Origin of the sequence: Flavobacterium rakeshii (assembly GCF_009741375.1) — a bacterium.
In the GTDB taxonomy this organism is placed as follows: Bacteria; Bacteroidota; Bacteroidia; order Flavobacteriales; family Flavobacteriaceae; genus Flavobacterium; species Flavobacterium rakeshii.
On record NZ_WOWP01000013.1, the window covers coordinates 1 to 21,277 of the forward strand.

The 21,277-nt window shown below is 37.6% G+C and carries 21 protein-coding genes; 16 read left to right on the forward strand and 5 right to left on the reverse strand.

The window, feature by feature from the left end; genetic code table 11:
- From GN157_RS18065 to GN157_RS03870, 8 genes are all read left to right on the forward strand, one after another.
- Positions 1–138, forward strand: a 138-nt coding sequence (locus GN157_RS18065) for a T9SS type A sorting domain-containing protein (RefSeq protein WP_157481439.1), incomplete at its 5' end; no start/stop codon positions are given.
- Between the two features lie 140 nt (positions 139–278).
- Complete coding sequence (locus tag GN157_RS03840; RefSeq protein ID WP_157481795.1) at positions 279–1,352, forward strand: SMI1/KNR4 family protein; 1,074 nt, start codon at positions 279–281, stop codon at positions 1,350–1,352.
- A gap of 373 nt (positions 1,353–1,725) precedes the next feature.
- Complete coding sequence (locus GN157_RS03845) at positions 1,726–2,307, forward strand: hypothetical protein (protein WP_157481796.1); 582 nt, start codon at positions 1,726–1,728, stop codon at positions 2,305–2,307.
- Positions 2,308–2,310: 3 nt separating this feature from the next.
- A complete protein-coding gene (locus GN157_RS03850; RefSeq protein ID WP_157481797.1) occupies positions 2,311–6,105 on the forward strand; it encodes a zinc ribbon domain-containing protein in 3,795 nt (1,264 codons plus the stop codon).
- Positions 6,106–6,109: 4 nt separating this feature from the next.
- Entirely contained in the window at positions 6,110–6,775 is a 666-nt protein-coding gene (locus GN157_RS03855) for a DUF1266 domain-containing protein (RefSeq protein WP_157481798.1), read from the forward strand.
- Between the two features lie 16 nt (positions 6,776–6,791).
- A complete protein-coding gene (locus tag GN157_RS03860; protein WP_157481799.1) occupies positions 6,792–9,059 on the forward strand; it encodes a hypothetical protein in 2,268 nt (755 codons plus the stop codon).
- A gap of 26 nt (positions 9,060–9,085) precedes the next feature.
- Positions 9,086–11,056 carry a tetratricopeptide repeat-containing sensor histidine kinase gene (locus GN157_RS03865; protein ID WP_157481800.1) on the forward strand — a complete coding sequence of 657 codons (1,971 nt, stop codon included), beginning with the start codon at positions 9,086–9,088 and terminating at the stop codon, positions 11,054–11,056.
- 2 nt (positions 11,057–11,058) lie between these two features.
- A complete protein-coding gene (locus GN157_RS03870; protein ID WP_157481801.1) occupies positions 11,059–11,697 on the forward strand; it encodes a response regulator transcription factor in 639 nt (212 codons plus the stop codon).
- Here GN157_RS03870 and GN157_RS03875 read toward each other — a convergent pair.
- Positions 11,694–12,674, reverse strand: coding sequence for a hypothetical protein (locus tag GN157_RS03875; RefSeq protein ID WP_157481802.1), 981 nt, complete (start codon positions 12,672–12,674; stop codon positions 11,694–11,696). The two genes, GN157_RS03870 and GN157_RS03875, sit on opposite strands and share 4 nt — an antisense overlap.
- A gap of 161 nt (positions 12,675–12,835) precedes the next feature.
- Between GN157_RS03875 and GN157_RS03880 the strand changes: the two genes are divergently transcribed.
- A complete protein-coding gene (locus GN157_RS03880; RefSeq protein ID WP_035132196.1) occupies positions 12,836–13,231 on the forward strand; it encodes a hypothetical protein in 396 nt (131 codons plus the stop codon).
- Between the two features lie 80 nt (positions 13,232–13,311).
- Here the strand turns inward: GN157_RS03880 and GN157_RS03885 are convergent, their stop codons facing one another.
- Positions 13,312–14,010, reverse strand: coding sequence for a hypothetical protein (locus tag GN157_RS03885; protein ID WP_157481803.1), 699 nt, complete (start codon positions 14,008–14,010; stop codon positions 13,312–13,314).
- A 154-nt stretch (positions 14,011–14,164) separates the two neighbouring features.
- Between GN157_RS03885 and GN157_RS03890 the strand changes: the two genes are divergently transcribed.
- The 5 genes from GN157_RS03890 to GN157_RS03910 all read left to right on the forward strand — a co-directional run bounded on the left by GN157_RS03890 (position 14,165) and on the right by GN157_RS03910 (position 18,386).
- A complete protein-coding gene (locus tag GN157_RS03890; protein WP_157481804.1) occupies positions 14,165–14,623 on the forward strand; it encodes a hypothetical protein in 459 nt (152 codons plus the stop codon).
- Positions 14,624–14,626: 3 nt separating this feature from the next.
- Entirely contained in the window at positions 14,627–15,154 is a 528-nt protein-coding gene (locus GN157_RS03895) for a hypothetical protein (RefSeq protein WP_157481805.1), read from the forward strand.
- Between the two features lie 75 nt (positions 15,155–15,229).
- The gene (locus GN157_RS03900) at positions 15,230–16,132 is read left to right on the forward strand and encodes an alpha/beta hydrolase (protein ID WP_157481806.1); all 903 of its coding nucleotides are present in this window, start codon (positions 15,230–15,232) and stop codon (positions 16,130–16,132) included.
- Positions 16,133–16,198: 66 nt separating this feature from the next.
- On the forward strand, positions 16,199–17,029 hold the full coding sequence (locus GN157_RS03905) for an ATP cone domain-containing protein (RefSeq protein WP_157481807.1): 831 nt from the start codon (positions 16,199–16,201) through the stop codon (positions 17,027–17,029).
- A 1-nt stretch (position 17,030) separates the two neighbouring features.
- Positions 17,031–18,386 carry an MBL fold metallo-hydrolase gene (locus GN157_RS03910; RefSeq protein WP_157481808.1) on the forward strand — a complete coding sequence of 452 codons (1,356 nt, stop codon included), beginning with the start codon at positions 17,031–17,033 and terminating at the stop codon, positions 18,384–18,386.
- Between the two features lie 8 nt (positions 18,387–18,394).
- On the opposite strand, the gene trxA is transcribed toward GN157_RS03910, so the two are convergent.
- The 3 genes from trxA to GN157_RS03925 are packed head-to-tail and all read right to left on the reverse strand — an operon-like array spanning position 18,395 to position 19,929.
- Positions 18,395–18,703, reverse strand: a complete 309-nt coding sequence (trxA, locus tag GN157_RS03915) for a thioredoxin (protein WP_035132182.1) — start codon at positions 18,701–18,703, stop codon at positions 18,395–18,397.
- A 15-nt stretch (positions 18,704–18,718) separates the two neighbouring features.
- Positions 18,719–19,012, reverse strand: coding sequence for a chaperone modulator CbpM (locus GN157_RS03920; protein WP_157481809.1), 294 nt, complete (start codon positions 19,010–19,012; stop codon positions 18,719–18,721).
- A gap of 8 nt (positions 19,013–19,020) precedes the next feature.
- Positions 19,021–19,929, reverse strand: a complete 909-nt coding sequence (locus GN157_RS03925; protein WP_157481810.1) for a DnaJ C-terminal domain-containing protein — start codon at positions 19,927–19,929, stop codon at positions 19,021–19,023.
- Positions 19,930–20,184: 255 nt separating this feature from the next.
- Between GN157_RS03925 and GN157_RS17985 the strand changes: the two genes are divergently transcribed.
- Positions 20,185–20,310: a hypothetical protein gene (locus GN157_RS17985; RefSeq protein WP_262884908.1), complete on the forward strand. Its 126-nt coding sequence runs from the start codon at positions 20,185–20,187 to the stop codon at positions 20,308–20,310.
- A 152-nt stretch (positions 20,311–20,462) separates the two neighbouring features.
- Positions 20,463–20,891 carry a hypothetical protein gene (locus tag GN157_RS03930; protein ID WP_157481811.1) on the forward strand — a complete coding sequence of 143 codons (429 nt, stop codon included), beginning with the start codon at positions 20,463–20,465 and terminating at the stop codon, positions 20,889–20,891.
- Positions 20,892–21,277 lie beyond the last annotated feature (386 nt).

Genomic DNA, 21,277 nt, shown 5'->3' on the forward strand with positions numbered 1-21,277 from the left:
CGACTTGTAAAACAGCAAACGGTAACCACAGGAATAAACAAAGTGGATATCGATGCACTGGAAGCCGCTCAGTACATTTTTAACATTACTACTGACAACGGAAGTGTTTCTAAAAAAGTAATCAAGTACAGGCAATAATCCTGAACACGATATAAAATTAAAATCCCCAACCATTCGGTTGGGGATTTTTGTTTTTAGTAAAATCACCGTAATCAGGGATAAATAACTAAAGAGGCTGTTATAGTTTTACCTTATCATTTTGAGATAAAATACAACGCATGAAAAATTCCGGTATAACCACATCTTACTTTTTAGAATATAATAACAACCTTAAAAAAATCCAGTGGAATGATATTGCTTTCTTTCCCTTAGAAAGCTATGCCCTTTCGGGTAAGCAGTTATTGGAAAAACCAGGCAATGCCGAGGTACTTCAATTTAGGGACAATCTTATACAGGTATTTTCCATGCAGGTTGAACAAAAAATAGAAAGGTTATTTCTCGTTACTCCAAAAGAAATTTCGGGTGAGTATTATGGATTTCTGTTTCTTCAAAACAAACAAATATTACCTATAAAGGTAATTGGCTCTCCCCTGTTTTATAAATGGATGGAAGTTATTTTAAGAGACGACTATGAAGACAGGGATATGCAATCGTTACTACAGTTTACCTCAAATGAATATTCTATAATAAGTATTGGCGGACCAATAAAAATAAACAATCGTATTTTTAATGAAACAGGAAAATACCTGTTTGATAATGCCCCTAAAAAATACAATGAGGTCAAACTGGCTAAAGAGAAAGCTAACTATATTGCAAAGTACTATCAGCCGGAAGGCGATGTTGATACAACTGCCATTAAAACTGCTTTTGACCAAATGATGAAACAGTTTAATCCTGCTTTTGCTCCACCAGCCGACAATGAAGAAATTTATGATGAGTTTGAAAAAACTGCAGGATTTGCTTTCCCTAAAGCACTAAAGGAATTACTTAAACTACACGATGGTATAGAAGATATCCCCTTTTTAATCGCCGAAGATATTTTAGACGAATGGCTTAAATGGAAAACCATTTATGACGACTGGACACTTGAAGAATTGAAAAAAAGTTCGGATCCTGATAAGAAAGTTCTGGGATTATATGTTACTCCATACTGGGTACCTTTCTTTGATTTGGAAGACGGTAACTTTATGGCTATGGATTTTGCTCCTGATAAAAACGGAACTCCGGGACAGATCATAGCATTTGGCGCCAATAACGAAAAAGGTGAATGGATAGCCGATAATCTTGCTGCTTTTTTAAACACCTTCAAAGTTAATTATGATTATCTCGATGATGAAGACTATGATAATTAACACTTCATGCATAAACATATGCTGTTTAATAATAGCCGGTAAACCATACAATAATCAAAACTTAATAAAAAACAGAGTTATTGGGAGTATAAAATGAATTGGTTGTTGCCCCCATCAATACCAAGAAATCATTATATAACTTATACATACTATCTCAAAATTCATTTCAGGTTTTCTCCCTAAAACAATAGGGAGAACATTGTTTTGAAAAATACCAACACTGTAAGAGGAATAGATTATTGTTTTAATCGAAATTTCAAAGCTTTATTTCTCCCTCCTTCCCTCATCACTGAATTCAGGGATAAATAAAAGTACTTCGTAATGGTGAAAAACCTATGTAGGTTTTAAAATAATTTTATAAAAAAATTCAACCATGGATACAACAAATTCACTACCTAAACTTTTAGAGAATATATTAAAGTCAAAGGGACTTAACAACGACCACCTAACCGCACTTGCCGAAGCAGGCATACAACAAAAAGCCGATTTTGAAATGATTGGCGACACTCAAACGCTGATAGACATTACCGGACTGGATGAAGAAATTGCCCATAATGTTATGCTATGGGCAGTGGGTGTAAAAACACAACAGGAAATTACCCCTAATCAAGATGTTGAAACCCCACAACAGCAACCTATAGTAGTAGAAAGTGCCGATGTGGTTAAATGTGTACACTGTGGCACAAAGCAACCAAAAGATTATAAAACCGGAGACCTGTGTGTATCATGTGGTAATCAGGCTGAACCGGTATTAAACTGCCATTGGTGCTTTAGTTCAGGGCCGGGTAAATTCTGTCGTTCCTGTGGTTCGGAGTTTGTACCGTCTGCCGATTTTGAATTAGCACTATTCCTTAAACGCGAAGGCGAGTCTAAAAACGCTATTGTAAAAATGGTGAAAGAAATGACTCCGCAGGAAAAAGAAAACATGTGGGCAAGAATCCGTAAAAACCGATAAATCATGGCCGAAGTCATTTATTGCGAAAGCTGTCATACTAAACAGCCTAACGACTGGCAACAGGGAGACTTATGTATAGATTGCGGTAGTTCGGTACGCGCAGACGTACGCTGTGTTTGGTGTGCCGACCTTACTCCATCATCGGGCAACTTCTGTAAACATTGTGGTACCGAAGTAATGGAAGATATATACTTTGGCCCTGCCAGAATATTAAAAAGCCTTGGTGTGAGTCAGCTGGAACTGCCTGCCAAAGTAAAAGAACTGACCGATGTTAAGCTGTCACAGCATCAGCAAACCTACAATAAACATTACAAGGTTATACAGTTTTGTAAAGAGCAGGCCTATATGCTGGAGCCTTACCTATTGGTAAAGGGAGACTATGCCGTGATGAGGGTGGAAAACGATATGATTTCCCAAATACCGTTTCCGGATAATACCTTGAAAACCTTTGATGAATTACTTAAAAAGGATATTACAGTTGAAAAACTACTCCAAGATCCCTTAAATAATTCGTTATCATCTACCGTATTCAGGTTGGCTGAAATAGCCAACAACCGTGAGTATCCTTATAATTTTCATCCCTACTGGTGTAAGCGTGTACTATATGAGGTAGCAGATCCTGATTTTCCGGTTCGTATGGAAATGGCTTTATGGCTCTCTCACCCCAACTCGTTTGATTATCGTTTTAGTTGGGAGCCCATAAAGACTAACGACTGTACCAAACTTAAAGATGGTAAAACCTCATTAGATGCATTTCTTGATGTTTTACTGCCCGTACTTGATATTGCCTACCTAAAACCTTATGCCGGGGTAGCACTTGTCCATTTACTGGACAAACTGGAAATGAGCAATCATGTACAGTACGATTATTTTACCCAAATAGCTAAAGAAGCACTGGATCATCACGACCCTGATTTGGTTTTAGGAGCCGCCCTATTGTTTAACGATAAGGAGAAAATTATCCTTATTTCCAAAATGGATAAACCGGCATGTTATAATGCCTATTCATGGTTACTTACAGACAACTCTGACTCGTATGAAAAGATATTAACCGATTCAAAACTCAATGAGCATCAGTTAATCGCTTTAATTGATTTTGTTAAACAGGATGATATTAATTTCCAAAACGAACATGGTAAAAACGTTGTAGGTGTATATCCTGATGCGTTTACACAGGCTGCAAACTCATTAATAAGAGAATGGGGTAACACTACCCTGTTTGGTAAACTGTTTAGTACCTATAGTGATGATAAAATTAATAGTTATGTAAACTATGCGGCACGTTTCTCTACCCCTACTCAGGAGGAATGGGATACTCTTATACACTTCTGTAAAAACAGGGAAGACAGAAACAGCCTAACCAAAATACTTTCCCATAGGGTAAAGAAAGACATAAACTATACTGAAGCGGCCAAAATGTTTTTTGATGTACCGCAATGCTACAGTGATGAGGAAAAAGGATATGAGTTTATAGCATCATGGCTGCCTGTTGTGGAATCAGGTTACTATCCTGATGCAGAGGTTATCCAAAAACTGATAAACTTTCTTCGTTTTACCCAAACTTTCCTACAATACAGGGCTTTTGAAAAGGTTTTTGTACAAAGGGTTTTTGAGGTATTCCGCTTACTTATAGTGTATTCTGAAACGGCTTCGGTTCCGCTTAGTAAATATATAATACATGCCAGCCTTGATATAAGGGACTATATTAATGCCGACTACTTTGGGCACAAAGCTTACCTATACGGACTGTTTAGGGAAACTTATGTAGCAAAAGCGCCCGAAGACGGTAACTATTACTCCTACCCTTTCCAGATAGACAAAGATTTTATCCGCAACTTTTTTGACGATGACAATGAAAAACTGGTAAACAGCTTTGTTAATATATTACCGGTAGGTGCCGGTTATGGTAATAATGCTTTTGACCTTATGAGTAACTGGATATTAAAAAATCCATATGGTTTACCAACCATGGTTATTGAAGGAAAAAAGGTAGACTTTACCCTTGGTTATAAAATACTTGATGCCTTTAAGGAGAGTATGAAGTTTATTAAGGAACAGGGCAAGGAAATCCTGAACATGCAGAATGCCGGGAGCTATCATTTTCTTAATATATTACATCACAGGGAATGGGATGGTAATGATGTGTTCCTGTTTTACCATAAATCAGACGAGGCTAATGGCATAACCATACAAAAATGTTATGACAGATTTGTGGAGTGGCTTACAAAAGATAATTCGGTAAACTTCTATACAGAGGTAATGGAAAAGTACGGTAAGCATTGCTTAACATTCAACGATACCAAAAGAATGCCGTTATCGTTGTTAAAACTGTGGTATAACCAGGCCGATACCAATACCATGCCTACTGAAATTGTGGAGTTTTATAATGCGAAGTTCTCTATTTTACTACGTGAAGAGCACAGAAAAGAACTCCCAATGATGCAGGATGAAGGCATAGGCTACCATATAAGTTTTTATTATGTTACAGAAAACCTGTTTAAAGGCGAAGAGGAGTTCTCTAAATGGTTTATGAGCCACTACGGTAACGGGCTTAACGATCCGTTAGTACGATTTGTACTGTTAGGGCTTAACCATGCGTCAGATCTCATAAAAAATTACATAGCCGAAGAAAGACATTCACAAATGCATAATGCATTAATATATCTTGTGCATAATGCTTATAAATCGGACAAATACATACAGGAAACCTACGTCAAAATTATTTATGATTTGCTTTTAAACCTAAATAAAGACACTAATGATATTGATGTTATTGTGGATATATGGGGTTTAAAAGATGTACATTATTACATAGCTGAAGAGTGCGAGGAGTATGCCGAAAAGATGTTTATAGGAGATGAAAACACCCCTTTAACCAAAGAGCAACTGCCTAACCTGTATAACTATTTAAGTGATTATTACTACAGTGGCGGTACAGATGTCAGGTGGGTTTCACATGTACTTAATATACAACATAACAGGGTTATTGACTACTTTAATAACTGTGAGGAAGACAGCAGTATAGTACTAACTAATATCCTTAAACTACTCGTTCGTTTTATGGGTAAAGAAGGTTTGGTAAATGAAGGCGAGAGTATACAAAAAAGAATCAGAAGTGATATTAGTTCTCATATAGCCCGACTAATAGAAGGTATTGATAAAGATAAATTCCCTAAACCATTAGTAAAATACCTGTATGAATATGTAACAGCCGGCACACTTGATTTCTTCCTTCAGGCAAAAATAGAAAATTGTATTGAGAAGCTGTATGAACATCATTTTGAAGAGGAAGAAGAAGAGGATGACGACATGTATAACATGGTAATAGCATCATCTGCCAAGAAAACGGTAAATAGTGCCGAAGCTATGGCTGCACAGTCCTCATTAGTTGCTGAGCTAAGTACCTTCATGGCTACGTTTACAGTTACAAGGGAAAACATGCAAAAGGTAACTCAATACATTAACGGTTATAAAGACAGTGATACTGATAATCCTATGATTATAACTCCGCTAACCATGAAAATTGAAGAATCCAGAAACTGGCTTGCCGAAAATACCGATGTTGCCATGGAACTGTATCAGGCTATTTATATGGCTATACTGGATATCGATACCGAAATGGGCGCACAATATTCCAATTTTGGGGCAATGTGCCGTATGGTGTTCGGGCAACTGGTTAAAAATACTTTGTTTGCTTCCTCCTACCAGCAGGGGCTTGAGGCAATGGCCAACTCGGGTGCATACACTGAAATTTTTTCCGATGGCTTAAAACAGGTAGTAAACGAATTAAAGGGATAAAGCAATGAGTACAACTACAACAGAAATAACAGAAGAAATACAGGAGCAGTTAAACCTATCGGCTGTACTTATGGAAAACTTTCGTAAGAACATAAAGCACGATTCATGGTTTGGACTGGACCCCGAAAATGAAAACCATAAATACCTGGCTAAAAAACTCCTGAAAACCTACGATATAAAATCGGCAAGAGAACTTCGCAATAGTGTTTATGCTTATGAGATTATCAGGAAAACCTCTAACAATTTTCGCAATATAGCCTGTAAACTCAGGATATACAGTGAAGACGAATACAATAGCCTTTTAGATAATCAAAAATATAGTATTGACCGAAATTATTACAGGATAGTATGGCCGCATCGTTTTTCGTTATTCCGCACCTCCCTTGCCGGATATGATTTGGCTATGGCAATATTCCTGCTTCGCATGGGGGGCGCTGCCGGTTTTATTAATGAAACCGAAATGGAACTTAGGCTTGCAGATATTACCGCCAGTATAAAAAAGGATTTTAATGACTGGGATTCGTTTCATGAAAATGTACTTATAGGCCATCAGTTCATGACGGCAAATATGGCTCCCGATGTGGCTTTTTATGCCAATAGTGAACAATCAGCATTACAAAGCCTCAGGTATTTAAAAATCATTAACCCACATTGGTTTACACAATGGTAATTAAAAATTCACAACCATGGAAAACACATTAGAAAATTATATAGAAGTGGCTGAATTAGCCTATCGTGAAGGCCGATGGGAAGAGGTTGATAAAACGATAAGAGCCGCTCAGGAAATAGTTACCGATAGTGAGGGAAATATTGACGATTTACTTAAAATCCGTTTTTACCGCTTAGGTATTATTTACTGGACTATGTATGACAATGACCTGGACATAGAGTTCATAAAAAAATACAGCGAGTTACTGGAAGGGCTTAACACAATCGCCCTAACCGACTACCAGATGATATGCAGTTTTTACAATGAATGTCCCGAAGAAATTATGCAAAGGGCATTACTGCAGTATCCTGACGATTTGAGCCTGCTTAATGCCTATGCAAAAAAACTACAGGAGCTTGGGCAGCATAATAATGCTATTATAATACTGGAGCATTTAACCGAATTATATCCGGAAGCTTCCTTTGCACAGCTAATGTTAATGCACAGCAGGGATCAGCTGTTAAAAGTAGTAATGGAACAGTCTGAAAATGTAAGCACCGATGAAGACATAGCCTGCAGTTGTTTTGATTTGGCTATTCAAAGTTGTAACATGACTGCTATTAATGAGCTTAAAGAGTATCCTATTATAAATCAGCAGGAAAAAAAGCTTATCCATCTTGATATACAAAAATGTATATACAAAAAAGGATTTGACAAGGTTTCTAAAAAATGGAAGGAAAAATGGAGAGATAAAGAGCTTGATTTTGTCTCTGTATTATTACTTGCAAACTACTTTTATGAATACAATACCTATGGATTGGTAAAAGAAGTATTGGAAGGTTATTCGTTTGCTGAACTGGAACAGATTAATGAAATAAATGAATTTAATGACCTTGCAGTTTATTGGGAACTGGCTAATATTAATAAGGTACAAAACCGTATTATGTATAACTTTTTCCTTGCAAATGCATACCATTATACAGGAGAAGCAGAAAAAGCGGCACAGTGTGTTAATGCAGGACTGGAACTCGATCCAAACAATGCCCTTTTAACGGTGCTTAAAAGTAATGCGCAGCTTACAGTAGATAAAGATCCGGCAGAAGCATACAATACACTAAGTACAGCACATTTACAGGGATTACCTCCTAAAACCTACTACCAGCAGCTTATTATGTTTTACAGGCTGGTGGCCGACTGGAATAATGTAATCAGAACAATTAATCAGTATGAGGTTAGAAATGTGCCTAATGAAGCTACCATTTTCTATAAAGCTGATGCCTTTGCTCATTTGGGCTACCAAATAAATGCCTTAGAGTGCCTTGAAGACGGTATACAGTATTTTAGCCATACGCCTTATATTATTTCTATGTACCAGTTAAGGATGATGATTTACAAAAATCAGAAAAAGTATAAACTGTTTTTTGATGATGTAAAACACAAACTTTCCTACTGTAGTAAAAAAGGTAACGAATACTGGAACACTATTAACCAGTGTGTTGAGATTATATTTATTATTGGTGATTACCGCCGTTGTTATGAATATGCATCTGAAGCATACAGGAACAACAGGCTGCATCCGCAACTGTTACCTATACTGCAATGGCTTATCGCTTTTGATCATGATGATTACCAGGAAATCCCGGAAGTACCCGAGGTAACTAACGACAGTGTTATAAACAACCCTCAAACCCCTATGGATTATTTTGGTAATGCATTACGATTTTGGATAATGGGTTTCAACCTGGCATCAGCACAGGCATTTGAACAGGCAGGCGATATGAGCTGGGAAACCATGTACTGTTACAAACGTGCTTTTTGGCGCGCGTGCAGAAGCGAAGGACACGAGGAGTATACATTAGAATTGTATGATAAAATAATGGCATATGACCCAACCCAAAGGGAGTGGCTTATAGATTACCGTTATGCCTATATACTGTATACCCTTAAAAGGTATGAACAGGCCATTAAAGGCTACAAAATGCTAATGGAATATTACCCTAATACGGCATTTGAAGAGGAAAAAGATTATAATCACAATGCAGCAGTGCTTTTGGACTGTGAAAGAAACATGGGTAATATAGAAGCAGCAACGCGTTATACCAGTATGCGAATGAGCTGGCAAATACCTCAAAAAAGTGACTGTAAACGCCTGCAGGTAATGGCCGATGAGCATTATCCCGAAGAACTTTTCCTTAGGTATAATCTTTTACGATTAAGTGAGGAAATAGAAACGGGATTATCGCAAAATGAAAAAGAGAGTTTAAAGGATATTAAAAGAAAGTTAAAGTCGGAGTATTTTTCCTAAATCACTTAAATTTGTGACTCTCATATATGCCAAGAATAGCCTGTAAAATATCTGTTTTAATATGCCTTTGCTTACTGATACATAGTAACGCTTTGGCACAGGAAACTCCTACAGAAAAAAAAATAGATTCTTTACAGGCTATTTATAAAAGTCAACTTAACAGCAATCCCGAAAAGGCTAAAAAAGCAGCCCGGGAATGGCTAAAGCTTAGTAAACAAAGTGATGCTTCGCTAAACGAGGCAAAAGCCTATTATGCCCTTGGTAACCTTGGTTCTATTACCGGCGATTATAATGCTACCATAGCCAATATTAACAAAGCCATTGAAATTTTAAAAAAGCTCGATTTTGAGCAGGGGCTTCCGGCATGTTACAACATTTTAGCATTGGGCTACAAAAACACCGGTAACTACCCAAAGGCAATGGATAACTTTATGCTGTGTATTGATTACTCTAAAAAATCAGACAACAAACAGCAACAGGCAAATGCCTACCAAAACATAGCAACACTTTACATTCTTCAAAAAGACTATAAAAAGGCAAGTGAAAACCTGGACAGAGCTGCTAATTTGTATCGTGCCCTTGGTGATGATGATGGCGTGCTTATAACTCTTTTCAACTTTGCCAATATAATGAAGGAACAGGGACGCTACCCTGAAGCCTATAAGCACTACCAAACCGTTTTAAAATACAGGGAGCGTGAGGGTAATAAAGCAGCCATAGCTTATATTAAAATAAACCTGTCGCAACTTTTGGTAGTACAAAAAAAGTACAAAGAGGCAATTCCTGAACTCAAAAAAACGCTTGCATTGCTGGAACAGCTCAACTTCACTTCAGATATGGCTATTGTGCTAAACGATTTGGGTTTATGCGAAATGAAGCTCAACAATACCCAACAGGCAATTAACTATTTTCAAAGGGCACTGGATATAAGTGAAGAAAAATCACTGCTTAGCTATAATGCTAACTTTTATAAAAATCTGGCTCAGTTATATGAAGAGCAGGAAGACTATAAAAATGCACTGCTATACTATCAAAAAGGTATTAGTACCGAGCACGAAATCAATTCGGTTGATAAAGAAAAATATGTGGCAGGACTACAGGAACGTTATGAAACTGAACTAAAGGAAACACGTATTGCCCTTTTGGAAAAAGAGCAGAAATTAAATGAAGCTGAACTTCAAAAAGCCGAACTTACTGTTAAACGACAAACCATACTGCGCAACGCCTTTGTAGCCGGATTTATACTGGTACTTATCACCCTTATTATTCTCCGTTATTTTTATGTACTCCGTTTAAGGGTACAAAAACAACTGGTAGTACAAAAGGAAGAGAATGCCAAACAGGAAATCAATCAGCTTATAAAAGACCATAAAATATCGGTTATTGAGCGTTTTCAGGAAGGACAGGATGAAGAGCGTGCCCGCCTTGCCAGGGAAATACACGACGGTATAGGCAGTGACCTTGCCGGTATTAAAATAGCCTTTGAACACTATGCCAGTGATAAAAAAGATAATCCGCAAATAAAGCGTATGCTGCAAAGCATAGACAACGCCTGCCGTGACCTTAGGAGCCTGTCACATCAGTTACACCCTCTTCCCTTTTCAAAAATTGGATTTGCGAGTTTTTTACGTGACTTCTTAGGACAGTTAAGCATGCGTTCGGGGTTAAAAATAACGGCTTTCTTTTATCCTGAGGAAGAGATTGATAACCTACCGGATGACTTACTTGCCGATGCTTACCGCATTGTACAGGAACTGGTAAACAATATACTGAAACACGCCAATGCTACCACTGCAGAGGTACAGCTAACCAAACACGAAGACTACCTCAACATTGTAATAAACGACAACGGGGCAGGTTTTACCAAAAATAAAAAACAGGGAATAGGGCTACGCAATATAAGCGAACGTATTGAAAAAGTACACGGTACTATTGATATAGACAGCTCTGCCAACAGCGGAACCTCAATTACCATTAACATCCCTATAAAAGAATAGACATGAAAACAGTAAATATCATTATAGCAGACGATCACTTAATGTTTTTAGAGGGGCTTCATACCATTTTAAATGAAATGCCACAGGTTAAGGATGTACACCTGGCTACCGAAGGAAAACAGGTAATGAGACTATTAGGACAGTTTGAAATCGACCTTATTATAAGTGATATCAACATGCCTAAAATGGATGGTATTGAACTGCTTGCAGAGGCTAAAAAACACAAAGCAGATATAAAAATCATTATGCTTAGTATGCTGGATAACCACCGTACCGTACATAAGGTAATACAAAAGGGAGCCGATGGTTTTGTCCCTAAGTTTACCAGCAAGGAAGAACTTCAAAAAGCCGTGCGTACTGTTATAGACGGTGAACAGTACTTTTCAGACATTATCAAACAACGCTATATGGAAAGTGTATTTGAGCGAAAAAAATACAAAGACATCGAACTTTCACAAAGGGAAAAAGAAGTACTTAAATTACTTGCCGATGAGCTTACTTCAAAAGAAATATCTGAAGCTCTATTCATATCGGTAAATACGGTTGAAACCCACCGTAAAAACATACTGCTTAAAACAGGGGCTAAAACCACTACGGGAGCTGTTAAGTTTGCTATTGAGTCGGGATTATTTGAAGATTAATGGTATTCGGCAGGGAGGTTCTTCCCTATCCTCTCCAGTTCATCCATGTAAGAATCAAAAACAGTACGTTTTTCTACAAACTGTTTTTTAATGGCTCCGGTATTTATATCATAATACACAAAAATAAAAGCGATTACAGGGTCCTGCCATCTCCCCTTATCATTAGGCACAGTACCTTTCTTTTCAAGGAAGTTTACCCATACCCCTTCGGCAAAATCAGTCTGCCTCAGGTAAAACGCATTCGTACCGTGCAGTTGCAGGTCAAAATTATTACTGCTAAGGTAGTTTGTCATTTCGGGTTTTAGTGATTCTTCAATATTAGTATAGCTTTTACTTTTTCGCCATACTCCAAAGCGCTGCCCTGTAAACTTATCTGACTCCGAATCAAAATCTACTTTAAGTGTCAGTCCGTTTACCTCTTCCATATTAAAAACAATTCTACTGGTATTACTTACAACTAAACTGTCCTTATATATGTTTAACTGCTTTTCAAAATCATCGGTAATACTCTTAATCTCGCTTACTTCTGCCTTATGATTAAAAAAAGCTGTCGTTTCAAAGTAACCGAAATCAATTTTACTTAATCTTCCTTTAAAGTGTTTCCTAATAAGCTCTCTGGCGGTATAATCTGTTTTAGCATCCTTATACTGTTCGGGAATTGTTTTACGGTAAGAGGCTGTTGGCTTATCACCATCTTCCGTTAGTATTTTCTTCGCATCAAAGTAACTTACAAACAGTATTTCAGGGCAGGCTTTTTCATACACAACAGCTCTAAACATATTGGGGTTCATATTCCCTTCATTAAAAAAACGGTCCAGTTCTTCAAACTCCAATGTTCCTTTAAAGTTCTTTTCTAAATATTGAGTCAGGTTTTCGGCTGCCGTTTTTTTACTCACTCCGCCCATAAGGCTCGGTATACATCCCCTGCATACTATCAAAACGGCTACAATTACAAGTACATATATCATTTTTCTCATAGTCTTAATTTACAAAACCAAGCTACGGCAAAACCTTAAGTGTCCAATCACTGAATTCAGTGAGTAAAATATTTCCCGTAAAGAGGTCATGTACAGCAGTAACTGAGACGCTAATTTTGGCAATAGTAAAATATTTGAAAATCAATAAAAAAATAACATTTATGGGATTACAGGAAAAAAAAGCCATTCAGGGCATTAAAGAGCAGTACTTTGATAACTATCAAAACGAGCTTAACGAGATTGTAGGTAAAGAACTTCCTATTGACATTACTTGGGACTCTTTTGATATGGAAGCTATTAAGTTTATACCAAGCGTATGCTTACAGCGCACGGTAGATGCTTTTAAAGAACTATGTTCTGACACGGTAGGTAAAGAAGCCGTACAGGAAAGCATAACTAAAATTGTAGTAAACAATATACCTGCCGAAGGTGCTGAGGAAAAGAAAAACCTTAACCTTGACAGTGGCATACTAACAATTGAAGCAAGTTATGGAGGACATCATAGTGGTTATTATACAGATACAACTATAAGAGAATACCTTGAAAACAACCTATAGTAGTAGTTTTTGTTGTTTCTAATCCTTCATAAAAAAAGCTCCTGAATTTCAGGAGCTTTTTAATTTATATCAAGTTTACTTTATAAACACTTTTCCATCATTTCCTGTAACATAGTAGCCGATGGTACTGTTTGCCAGTTTCTCTCCATGTTTACTGTTACAAGCATTTCGTCTCCGTTAAGTGTTACTGTATTCTCTGTGCCAAATTCATAAGCGAGTTTCTTTACACTTTCTGCAAAAGCTTCCCTGCCTAAATTATCGGCACAAATAGCGGTTACAGCATTTTTAAGGGTATTTAAAAACTCTTTAGCATAGTACTTATCAGTATCAGTAGGCGCTTCGGGTTTGTTCCATTCTATAATTACATCATGCGGAACTTTAAGGGCAATTTTAAAAGCCATTTGGGTATCCTTTATTGCTTCTTTTAATTTAAGCATAGTAGGTACATCGCCCTCTGCCGGTACAAATGGTATTTTGCCGTTTGAGAATAAATAGGCATACTTGTTTGCCCTGCTTACAGATATTCCGGTAACGGTACCATAATCAATATAATTAAGCTCAGACTGGTTATCAAACCAATTACCTAAAAGTATAGTCCTGTCATTTTTGTTATAATCAATAAAGTAACCGGCATACGAGCCAGATGCTCCTGCTGTTATCCTTACCTGCGGAATATCGGGGTTATCATTACTTCTCTCTTTCTCAACTATCTGTTGTAGTATTTCTATAATTTTTGCCGTTGGCATAGCCGGCAGTTGTAACATTGTTTTAAAGTCCATTTCAATTTACAATTTAGAGTTCATCACAAAATTCAGGCTTTTAAAAACGGCTTCTCTCACGGTATTCGGGGATATATAAACTTCATTGTCACAGTGTACTGTAGTGATAGTGGTTCGGTTTAATTTTGTATTACAGCCCCTAAAAACAGAAACAATGATGAAAAGGATACAACTAGTTATAACAATACTGATGCTAACAGCAGTGAGCTGTAAAACACCTAAGGAGAAAGATACTGCTACAGGTCAAATAAGCTTCCTTAATTTCACCTTTACCGGATATACTGAAGACGAACTGAACAACATAATGATTTATGAATATGACAGAAAAAAGGTAAAAGATTCTTTTGCTGTGGAAGCTATACCTGCACTGTCACTTGAAACCACAAAATACTGGGGAAACATACACCGTAATATGCCTTTAAACAATAGTTATGAGGTGCGTATTGATAATCAAACAGCCTTTAAACTGGATAGTCTTACTATAAAAAAGGAAATAACAGACCCTATGCTACACAGTGAAGAAAGCTGTTTTTTAGAAAGCTATCACATTAATGGTGAATACTTTATAAATAATACCGTAATTTTAGAGAAGGAAAACGATTTAAGATCATAAGCTATGATATACTTAATCAAAACGACCATAGTAGCCTTTGCCATGCTGTTTAATCAGGATGCACAGGCGCAACAGAATAACGATTGTGTAAGGGGTGCCGCCGAACCTACCCTTACAAACAAATACTTTAGTAATCATAAATTTACCCTGCAAAGTGACGGACTTTCAGCCATAGAAACGGCTGTACTACCTAACGGCAGTGTATTAAAAGTATACAACGAAGGCTGTGAATATGTAAATATCACTTTTGAGTTTAAAACCCGACTGATACCTGATTCCATACAGGAAAACTATATAGAAGCTATACGCTTTATGGAAAGTATTTACCCCTACATCGATGTTCCGCTTGATGTGGAAAGCGGTATTCATCTTTTAAAGCATCAAACAGAACAGGGCACATCGCTATCCTACAATCAGGAAATTCCCTATGGCATTGATGATTTTCCCGAATGTGTTGTACTAAACTATGTAGAGAAAATAAACGATACCGAACAACTAATGAGCCTTTCGTTTATACTCGGCCCTCTCTAATGGTCAAATTAACCAATAATATTTTTTGAGATACGGGAGTAAATATTTAATTTTCCATCTCAAATTACAACCATTATGAAAACCGCATTTATACTACTGGCAGCAGTATTTACAATTAATGTTACTGCCCAGCAGGTTATCCCTTTATACAAAGATTCAATTCCAAACAGCATACCAAGTAAGAATAAGGAAAAAACCGTTGATAACGGATTTTTAATTACGCAAGACGTATCGGTACCATCACTAACCGTATTCAAACCACAAAAACAATCAGACAAAAAAACAGCTGTTATTATTTGTCCCGGTGGCGGATATGCTTTTCTGGCAACCGGACACGAAGGTAAAGATGTAGCCGAAGCCCTGAACAAAATGGGAGTCATGGCGTTTATGCTAAAATACCGCCTGCCAAACGATACCATTATGAAAGATAGAAAAATAGCCCCGCTACAGGATGCACAGCGCGCTATACAATTGGTTCGTGAAAATGCCGCACAATGGAACATCGACCCTAATAAAATTGGTATAATGGGCTTTTCTGCCGGAGGGCATCTTGCGGCTACAGCCTCTACCCAATTTGAAAGAGAAGTTATTGCCAACCCAAAACATACTTCTCTCCGTCCTGACTTTTCCATATTGCTATACCCTGTTATCAGTTTTACCGATAGCCTTACACACATGGGCAGCAGGATAAACCTCATCGGGAAAAATCCTTCAAAAGAACTGATTGAACAATACTCAAACGAATTACAGGTTACGACAAAAACCCCTCCTGCATTTTTGGTTCATGCAGCCGATGACGGACTCGTACCCATAGGGAACAGTATAGCTTATTACCAGGCTTTAATTAAAAACGGGGTGCTAAGTGAAATGCTTTTATATCCACATGGAGAGCATGGTTTCGGGATGATTAACCGTTCGACAAACGACCGATGGATGGATAACCTTAAAAACTGGATGAAATCAGGTAACTTTTTATAATATCAACACAGTCCCGTCATAGCAATGACGGGATTTTTTTATTACATTTATAGTAAGATTATTATTATGAAAGTAGTAAAAAATTCAGGTCATATTGTTGAATTCAATCAGGATAAATTAAGGCACTCCCTGTTACGGTCGGGAGCCCAGCCGCACAAGGTAGAATTTATACTGAAAGAGATAAACAAAAATCTGTATGACGGTATAAGTACCAAACAGATATACAAAATGGCTTTCAGCCTCCTTAAAAAAGAGGCGAATGTTCATGCTGCAAAGTACAACCTGCGCAGGGCAATAGAGATGTTAGGCCCCGCCGGATTTTTCTTTGAAAAATTTATAGCCCGTCTATATATTTCTGAAGGTTTTACCACAACTACAAACATTACCTTACAGGGAAAATGTGTTACCCACGAAATTGATGTAGTTATCAAAAAAGACGATAAGGTTGGGATTATAGAATGTAAATTTCACGGAAGCCGTGAAGTACGATCGGACGTTAAAGTCCCTATGTATATCCTCTCCCGCTTTAATGATGTAAAAAATAATACCCATACTATTTTCAATAAAGATGAAGCTATTGATAACTGTACCATAGCTACCAATACTCGTTTTACGGGTGATGCTGTTGCGTTTGCTTCCTGCTCAGGATTATCGCTTTTAAGTTGGGATTACCCCGAAGCAAACAATATCAAAACCAAAATAGATAATAACTGCCTGTACCCTATAACCTGCCTTACATCACTCACAGCAGCCGAAAAGGAGAAACTGCTCATATTGGATATACTGCTGGTAAAAGAACTGGTTAACGACACTGAATGTCTTGAAAAGATAGGACTGAGTGCCAACCGCATGAGAAATGTTATAAAAGAGGCATCGGGCATTTGTAATTATATGTGATATGAAAATAAAATTTCTAGGCGGGGCAGGTACGGTAACCGGCTCCAAAACACTTGTAGAGAGTAATGGTGTTCGTTTTCTGGTAGACTGTGGACTTTTTCAGGGATTAAAAGCACTGCGTGAACTTAACTGGGAAGTACTGCCCGTACCTGCCGAAACCATAGATTATGTATTACTTACACACGGGCACTTAGATCATTGCGGATGGCTACCCAAACTGGTTGCTCAGGGTTTTAAAGGAAAGATATACTGTACCAGGCCTACTAAAGAAATATCCAAACTCATATTGCTGGACAGTGCCAAAATACAGGAAGAAGAAGCCGCAAAAGCCAACAAAAAGAAATCCTCCAAACATAAGGTTGCAAAACCCCTATATACTGTAGAACAGGCCGAAGAGGTATTCCCGTTATTCAGGGTTATAAAACCAAATGAAACGTTTAATATTGATGCCGAAATCTCAGTTACCTATACCAATGCCGGGCATATTATAGGAGCCTGTAGCATAATGGTTGAGGCAGAAGGTAAAACGCTGGTATTTTCGGGCGATATAGGCAGGGATAATGACGTGCTTATGTTCCCTCCTACCAAACCTAAAAAAGCCGACTATGTGTTTTTAGAAAGTACCTACGGAAACAGGTTTCACCCTGATTCCGACCCAAAACTGGAACTGGAAACCTACATCAACAATACCTTTCATAAGGACGGTACGGTTATCATACCCGGTTTTGCGGTAGAAAGGGCTCAGTCCATCATGTTCCTGCTTTGGCAGCTTAAAAAAGAGAACAGAATACCTGACATCCCTTATATACTGGATACTCCTATGGGAGCTAATGTACTGGGGGTTTTTAACGAAAATCCGCAATGGCATAAACTTTCGGCTCATGAGTGTATAGAGATGACAAAAATGTTCTCCGTTATAACCGATTATGAAGACACTATAAAAGTAATATTTGACGACAGACCTAAGGTAGTGATTGCCGCCAGCGGAATGGCTACCGGTGGGCGTGTACTGTCGTACTTTGAACGCTATATAGGGTTACCTAATACAACTGTAATATTTGTGGGCTATCAGGGTGAAGGTACCCGTGGACGCAAACTACTTGAGGGATACGAAACCATTAAAATATATGGGCAACACTATCCCGTGGAGGCCAATATATTACAGATTGAAGGCTTATCGGCACATGGCGATCAGCAAGACTTGGTAAACTGGTTGTCGGCATTAGAAAACAAACCCGAACGTATTTTCCTTGTACATGGGGAAAACGAACCTGCCGATGAATTACGTATAAAAATAAAGGAACGCTACGGCTTTGAGTGTAACATTCCTTTTATGCATGGGGAAGCCGAAATTTAATTTCAGCCTTATACCTGTGCGTGTTGATTTATCGTCCTTATAATATCATCCTTTTGCAATACTCCTGATTGCCTCCATAGCATTTTACCGTTTTGAAAGAGCATAAGTGTAGGCACCCCCTTTACCTGAAACTGAGGGTTTGCCATTAACTGTTGATTTTTGTCAACATCTATTTTTATAATGGTAATCTTATCGCCCATATCTGTTTTTACATCATGTAGTATGGGAGCCAGCATTTGGCATGGTCCGCACCAGGTTGCAAAAAAGTCGACCAGTACAGGTTTGCTTCCGCTTATAAGTTGGTTAAATTTATCCATTGTTATTTCGTTTTATCAGGGTTCGTAAAATCGTAATCTGTTTTTTAGACTTTCTATTTCAGTTTGCATGTTCTTCATTTTTTCCAGTAAATGAAAAACAGCATCCAGTCCCTCCATATTAATATTAAGTTCATTGTGCAGCCTAATCATTCGTTCTGCTTCGCTTACCTCACTTACCGGCAAGCATTCCTCCTGCTCAATTGTAATTACTTTTACCAGATTGTATTCCTGTAAGGTATCTATAAAAGCGATTTCTATGCTATGGTGCTGGCAAAACACCTTTACGGGTATATATTCGTTACTTTCCATTGTCCTGATTATTTAGATTCGTTAGACAATTCCTTAAACAGTTCTTTTTGCTTATCCGTAAGGTTTGTAGGTATCTTAACGGTATAGGTTATGTACAGGTCACCAAAGCTTCCTTCTTTCTTATACACGGGGAAACCTTTTCCTTTAACCCTAACCTTAGTACCGTTTTGTGTACCGGGGTTTACCTTCAGCTTTATGGTACCGTCCATGGTTTCAAACATCATCTCACCACCAAGTACGGCTGTATATAGGTCAATTTCCTTATCAGCATACAAATCATCACCCAGCCTTTTAAAGGTTGGTGTATTGGTCACGGCAAAAGTAATATACAAATCACCGTTAGGTCCACCGTTAGCACCGTTACCTCCCTGTCCTGCCAGTTTAATTACCTGACCATCGGCCACACCCGCCGGTACAGTTATCCTGAGGCTTTTACCGTTTACGGTAAAGGTTTGTTTGTGGGTAGCATAGGCCTGTTCCAGCGTAAGGGACATTTCGGCATGGAAATCCTGACCTTTAAAACGTACCTGCCTGCCACGACCTCCGCTACTACGGGTATAGCCACTACCGCCAAACATCGACTCAAAGAAATCAGAAAAATCACCTTCTTCAAAATCCTGCCCTCCAAAGCCCTGGGATGTCGACTGTCTTTGCTGCTGATGTTGCTGCCTGTATTTTTCATACTCCTCACCATGTTCCCAGTCCTTACCATACTTATCGTATTTCTTTCGCTTCTCAGGATCACTCAGTACCTCATTAGCTTCGTTAAGCTGTTGGAATTTTTTATCGGCCTCCTTATCATCGGGGTTCAGGTCGGGGTGTAGTTTTCGCGCCAGTTTCCTGTAGGCTTTTTTTATCTCATCGGTCGTTGTACTTTTATCAACGCCCAGTATTTTGTAGTAATCTATAAACTCCATAAATATAATTGGTTTACACTATAAATTTAAGGCTAAAATGATATAATATCAAAGAACACGAAATGATTTTGATCATTTTTTAACGCTATTGCTAAATACAATCTCCCGAATATTTTAAGGGGTATTTCCCCCTTAAAAATAGGTCTACAACCTCACAACAACCTGACTATATTTAAGTTACTTTGCAAAAACAAAAACCAACCAACAGCATCACTCCCATGCTGAACAAAATTAAATACTAAAAAGTTCAGAGTGATGGATACTAAAATTATCATAGAAAAACTGGCAGGGCTTATCCATATAACCTGCATAACTATATTAAACAACAAAGATGAGTTTTTAGCCTCAAAAACACCTATAGTTAATATTGAGGAAGACTAAACACTCCCGGATAACATTGAAATTGAGAAAGGACTTTTAATTTATTTTAGGGCTGTTATAAAAATCCCCTTACAAAAAAGGGGGTATTTCCCCTTGTAAGATCAGACTAAATAGAGATAGATTTGTAAGGAATCAAAAAACCAAAATTAATCATGGAAACAGAAAACTCTAAATCACTTACACAACCGAGACAACTTATAAGCTTTTCTAAAGCAAAAGAATTAAGTGCTAACTTTGTTGCTCAAAAAAAAGGTAAACACGTTACATTATCAGGTCAGGAAGACGCAAATGCGATTTGGTTTTCACTTGAAGAACTTGAAAAATTTGTAGAATATATTAAGACTGAAGGTAACAACCAAGGCTTTACAGTAGATGGAGTAAGAATTTATCTTGGCGTATACTCTGACAATGAAACAGTAGGAAAAGCCGGCTTTACAACTATGTTCATGTCACCTACAGGCTATCAGTCAAATACAGGTAACCCGGGTTCGGGAGGAAATATCTCTCAGGATCTTACTACTGTTAGTCCACTTAACTATGGCTCAATGGGTAACCCTCCTAAAATGCAATATGGGATTTAATTTATGTTAGAAGATTTAAGATTTGGTATAGTATACTTGTCTTTGTTATCGGGTATTTGTGGACTTGTTTTTTTACACAAACTACCCGGTAATAAAGCTAAATCCATTTTGTTATTAATATGGTTATCTACAGCTACAGAGCTTGTAGGAAAATATTTTACGATATGGACAGGTTTATTAAACTACTATGTCTTTAATCTTTACATATTAATGTCATTTTCCATTTACATTTTATTATTAAAGTCTCTTATAAAGACCAGAACACATAAAAATCTGGCTTCATTTTTACTTGTTATATTTTTAGTATTTTATTTTATAAACTACTTTTTTATTCAAAATGAATTTGGCCAGATTTTAACTAACAGTTATACTGTAGGGGTATTAAG

Excerpts from the sequence above, each read along its gene's own strand:
- GN157_RS03925 (WP_157481810.1), bottom strand. The coding sequence starts at position 19,929 with ATGGAGTTTATAGATTACTACAAAATACTGGGCGTTGATAAAAGTACA.
- GN157_RS03875 (WP_157481802.1), bottom strand. The coding sequence starts at position 12,674 with ATGAGAAAAATGATATATGTACTTGTAATTGTAGCCGTTTTGATAGTA.
- GN157_RS03930 (WP_157481811.1), top strand. The coding sequence starts at position 20,463 with ATGGAAACAGAAAACTCTAAATCACTTACACAACCGAGACAACTTATA.
- GN157_RS03910 (WP_157481808.1), top strand. The coding sequence starts at position 17,031 with ATGAAAATAAAATTTCTAGGCGGGGCAGGTACGGTAACCGGCTCCAAA.
- trxA (WP_035132182.1), bottom strand. The coding sequence starts at position 18,703 with ATGGATAAATTTAACCAACTTATAAGCGGAAGCAAACCTGTACTGGTC.
- GN157_RS03850 (WP_157481797.1), top strand. The coding sequence starts at position 2,311 with ATGGCCGAAGTCATTTATTGCGAAAGCTGTCATACTAAACAGCCTAAC.
- GN157_RS03920 (WP_157481809.1), bottom strand. The coding sequence starts at position 19,012 with ATGGAAAGTAACGAATATATACCCGTAAAGGTGTTTTGCCAGCACCAT.
- GN157_RS03885 (WP_157481803.1), bottom strand. The coding sequence starts at position 14,010 with ATGGACTTTAAAACAATGTTACAACTGCCGGCTATGCCAACGGCAAAA.
- GN157_RS03905 (WP_157481807.1), top strand. The coding sequence starts at position 16,199 with ATGAAAGTAGTAAAAAATTCAGGTCATATTGTTGAATTCAATCAGGAT.
- GN157_RS03895 (WP_157481805.1), top strand. The coding sequence starts at position 14,627 with ATGATATACTTAATCAAAACGACCATAGTAGCCTTTGCCATGCTGTTT.
- GN157_RS03880 (WP_035132196.1), top strand. The coding sequence starts at position 12,836 with ATGGGATTACAGGAAAAAAAAGCCATTCAGGGCATTAAAGAGCAGTAC.
- GN157_RS03900 (WP_157481806.1), top strand. The coding sequence starts at position 15,230 with ATGAAAACCGCATTTATACTACTGGCAGCAGTATTTACAATTAATGTT.
- GN157_RS17985 (WP_262884908.1), top strand. The coding sequence starts at position 20,185 with ATGGATACTAAAATTATCATAGAAAAACTGGCAGGGCTTATCCATATA.
- GN157_RS03890 (WP_157481804.1), top strand. The coding sequence starts at position 14,165 with ATGATGAAAAGGATACAACTAGTTATAACAATACTGATGCTAACAGCA.
- GN157_RS03860 (WP_157481799.1), top strand. The coding sequence starts at position 6,792 with ATGGAAAACACATTAGAAAATTATATAGAAGTGGCTGAATTAGCCTAT.
- GN157_RS03840 (WP_157481795.1), top strand. The coding sequence starts at position 279 with ATGAAAAATTCCGGTATAACCACATCTTACTTTTTAGAATATAATAAC.
- GN157_RS03855 (WP_157481798.1), top strand. The coding sequence starts at position 6,110 with ATGAGTACAACTACAACAGAAATAACAGAAGAAATACAGGAGCAGTTA.
- GN157_RS03865 (WP_157481800.1), top strand. The coding sequence starts at position 9,086 with ATGCCAAGAATAGCCTGTAAAATATCTGTTTTAATATGCCTTTGCTTA.
- GN157_RS03845 (WP_157481796.1), top strand. The coding sequence starts at position 1,726 with ATGGATACAACAAATTCACTACCTAAACTTTTAGAGAATATATTAAAG.
- GN157_RS03870 (WP_157481801.1), top strand. The coding sequence starts at position 11,059 with ATGAAAACAGTAAATATCATTATAGCAGACGATCACTTAATGTTTTTA.